Raw genomic sequence first — 3,658 nt, 5'->3', positions numbered from 1 at the left:
CAGCCCGCGTGTGCCTCCGACCAGTGCACGGCTGCCGAACACGGGCGGGAACTGGCGTGTCTCGGCGAGCTTCGCAGTGGTGCCGACGGCGCCGTAGATGTTGGCGTTGACCGAGGACGTCGTCGCAAGCAGCGCCGCGATCGCCATGATCGCGAAGCCGGCGTCACCGAGCACTGGCCGCGCCGCCTCCGCCAGCGCCGTCTCACCGTTCGCGATCACCTCCTCGACGGTTAGCGTCCCGAACACGCCGATCGACACCAGCACGTACAGGACGCTCGTGATCCCGAGCGCCAGGTACATCGCACGCGGCAGACTGCGCTCCGGGTTGGGCAGGTCGCCTCCAGTGAAGCTGATGACCGCGAACCCGAGGTAGGCGAAGAACGTCAGAGCAATGCTCGACACGATGTCGATGGCCGGCGGATACAGCGACCTCGCCAGCATCGCAGTATCCATCTCGCTGAACGTCACGACGACGAACACGCCAAAGACGGCGAGCAGGACCACCACGATGATCGACTGGACCCGGTCGATGCTCGACGCGCCCATGAGGTTGACGGCGGCGACTGCGATGACCATCACCGTCGTGAACGCGCCTGCCGCGACGGCCGACGCGTCGTTGCCGAAGAACAGCGCCGTCGCGTAGCTGCCGAACGACACGGCGACCATCGCGGTGATGATCAGCGCCGCGAAGTACAGCAGCCACGAGACCACTCCCGTGATGTGCCCGGTGCCGAAGCCCTCGATCAGGAAGGTCACGATGCCACCAGACGATGGGTACCGTGCTCCGAGCTTGGCCACCACGTAGCCCAGCAGTGTGGCGACGACGCCACCGAGGAGGAACGAGAGCCAGACGGCCGGGCCGGCTACGGCCCCGGCCTCGCCGAGCAGCGCGAAGATCCCGGCGCCGACCATCGATCCCACGCCGAGGAACGCAGCTCCACGCACAGTCATCTGCGCTGCGCCTCCGGGTGCTGTCACGTCCACCACCTCCGGCAGCCGATCATCGGCACACTCGATGATCGCTCGGCCGCGACGGCGATACGTCATCCGATCGAGGTGATTCGAGGTGATCCCACGGCCGGTCGGATCTCACCCGATGGGGATGACGCGATGGGGTCTCCGACCACTAGCCTCGTGAGCACGGACGCGAGGGGACGACACATGGCGATGCTGACCGTCGTGCTGTCAGTTCCTGGCGTTCGAGCACGGATGAGCACAGGAAGCGCCTCCAGATGATCGAATCGTCGGATCCTGCGTCGGATGTGAAGGTTGCTCAGCCAGAACATCGATCAGACCCTCCGTCGACGCCGGTCGATCCGGCGCAACCGACACCGCCGACGGTGGCCGTGACACGCGTCGAGGTCGCCGGGCGGACGGTCTGGCAGGTGATCGGCGCCATCCTGCTCACGATCGTCCTGCTGAACGCGGCCAGAGCGGCCGCCGGACTGCTGACAATGGTGGCGCTGTCGTTCTTCTTCAGCCTGGCGATGGACCCGGCCGTGCGGTGGCTGCACAACAGGTACGGGTGGCGACGCGGCGCCGCGGTCGGCGTCATCTACGCGGTGGGGTTGCTGGTCCTCCTGTTCATGGTGTTCATCCTGGCGCCAGCGATGGGAGAGCTGGCCGCCAGGATCGCCGAGAACGGCGACGAATGGTTCGCCCGGGTCAACGAGTGGACGAGCGAGAACCTCGGGTTCCCGCTCAACGAAGGCGTGAGTGGCGGTGTGGTCGGGGCCGGCGAGCAGACCGGCGAGTTCGCCGCCGACGCATTCGGTCGACTCGTCGGGATCGCCTCGGGTGGGATCACCTTGATCTTCAACCTCGCGACCATCGCGATGTTCACCTTCTACTTCACGGCCGAGGCACCGGGGGTCCAACGGGCGGTCCTGCGGCTGTTCACCCCCGCGGCACAGCAGCGGATCGGCTGGACGTGGGACCAGGCGATCGTGCAGACCGGTGGCTACTTCTACTCGCGCATGATCCTGATGGTGATCAACGGCACGGGGTTCCTCCTGACCATGGTCATCGTCGGCATGCCGATGTCGTTTGCCCTGCCACTGGCGGTGTTCGCCGGGTTCGTGTCGGTCTTCATCCCGGCCGTCGGCACCTACATCGGTGCTGCGATCCCGATCCTCGTCACCAGCGCGATCCAGGGCCTGGTGGCCGGGGTGGTGGTCCTCGGCTACGCCCTCGTCTACCAGCAGGTGGAGAACTACGTGCTCAGCCCGCGGATCAGCTCCGACACGATGTCGCTCAACGGTGGTGTAGCGTTCGGGGCCGCCCTGGCCGGTGGCGCCATCGCCGGACCCATCGGCGCCTTCGTCGCCCTGCCCGTCGCGGCGCTGATCTCGGCAGCCGCCTCGAACTACGCGAGGAGCTACGACGTCGTGTACCACTCGGAGTATCAGACCGCGGAACCGGAACAGGCGCCTGCCGATGACCGTCCGGCAGAGGCCACGCAGCCGTGAGGCCCGTCCCGTGGCGTAACGGCGGCGTCGACGCGGCGCGCGACGCGATCACGCGCGCGGCGACGTGGGTGAACCCGCTGACCACCTCGCCGTCCGGTGCCCTGGAGACCTCCGCGCTGCTCGATTCGTTCGGGCCATCACTGATGCCGCGTACGTCCACCCTCCAGGGGGTGGCGGCGGGCCTGAACCTGCTCGTTGCCCGAGGTGTCGCGCGGGCGATCGAACTGGGTGTCAACCGGGCGCGTCCCGCCGATCTGGGCATCAGCGCGCAGCTCGCGACACGGGCGGCCATCGGGCTGACCGGTGCGGGCGCGAGCGCGTTGCCGCGACGCGACGACGAGCACCTGACTCGCGCCGGCGTTCGCAGTGCCGGCCATCTCGTCACCGCTGCGGCGGTTGGTGGCGCGTTGCACGACGCGGCGATATGGCTGCGGCAGCGCTACCCGGCCCAGCGGGCACTACGGCCGACCCTGGTCGCCTCGCTGGCTGTCGCCGGCGTCGTGGTCAGGGCCGGGCGGCAACTGGCCGACCGCGATGCGGCGATCGACCAATGGCCGATCGAACAGCACGCGACCGTCCCACGCGCTGTGGGGACCGCGGCCGTCGTCTCGGCCGTCGGTACGGGGCTGGCACGGTCGTACGTGTCGACGCGGCGGCTGCTCAGGTCGTACCTCGGCGATGGCTGGTCGAAGGACGTCCTGGCGCGGACCGCGAACGCGGCGCTCTGGGGATTCGCCTTCAGCGGGCTGTACAACGCCGGCGTCGCCTACGTCGGGCGTGCCAACGAGAAGGTGGAGCCGGGATACGCCCGCCCGCCGGTCGACGACGCCGTGTCGGGCGGACCGCGGAGCCTGCTGCCCTACGGCGATCTCGGGCAGCAGGGTCGCCGCTACGTGACGGACGTCGTGACCCCGCAGATGATCGCCGACGTGATGGGCGAGCCGGCGCTCGCGCACCCGATCCGGGCCTACGTCGGGTTCAACAGCGAACCGGTCTACCAGTCCGGTCGCGCCGAGCTGGCCCTCGCGGAGCTCGACCGTACGGGAGCGTTCGACCGGTCCCACCTGCTGCTCGTCTGCCCGACCGGCACCGGATGGATCGACCAGACGATGATCGAGGCCACCGAGCTGTTCACCCGCGGAGACATCGCGACGTGCTGCATCCAGTACGGACGGTATCCATCATTCCTC

General features: G+C 68.6%; 3 protein-coding genes. 2 read left to right on the top strand and 1 reads right to left on the bottom strand.

The window, feature by feature from the left end:
• Nucleotides 1–978, bottom strand: a 978-nt coding sequence (locus VFZ70_17320; GenBank protein ID HEX6257573.1) for an APC family permease, incomplete at its 3' end; no start/stop codon positions are given.
• Nucleotides 979–1,346: 368 nt separating this feature from the next.
• Between VFZ70_17320 and VFZ70_17315 the strand changes: the two genes are divergently transcribed.
• The gene (locus tag VFZ70_17315; GenBank protein ID HEX6257572.1) at nt 1,347–2,468 is read left to right on the top strand and encodes an AI-2E family transporter; all 1,122 of its coding nucleotides are present in this window, start codon (nt 1,347–1,349) and stop codon (nt 2,466–2,468) included.
• Nucleotides 2,465–3,658: alpha/beta-hydrolase family protein (locus VFZ70_17310; protein HEX6257571.1), on the top strand; the 1,194-nt coding region annotated here is incomplete at its 3' end. The genes VFZ70_17315 and VFZ70_17310, both read left to right, overlap by 4 nt.

The sequence above is a fragment of the Euzebyales bacterium genome (assembly GCA_036374135.1).
Taxonomy (GTDB): domain Bacteria; phylum Actinomycetota; class Nitriliruptoria; order Euzebyales; family JAHELV01; genus JAHELV01.
The sequence above is the reverse complement of the archived record's forward strand: the minus strand, read 5'-3'. Positions and strand labels throughout refer to the sequence as shown.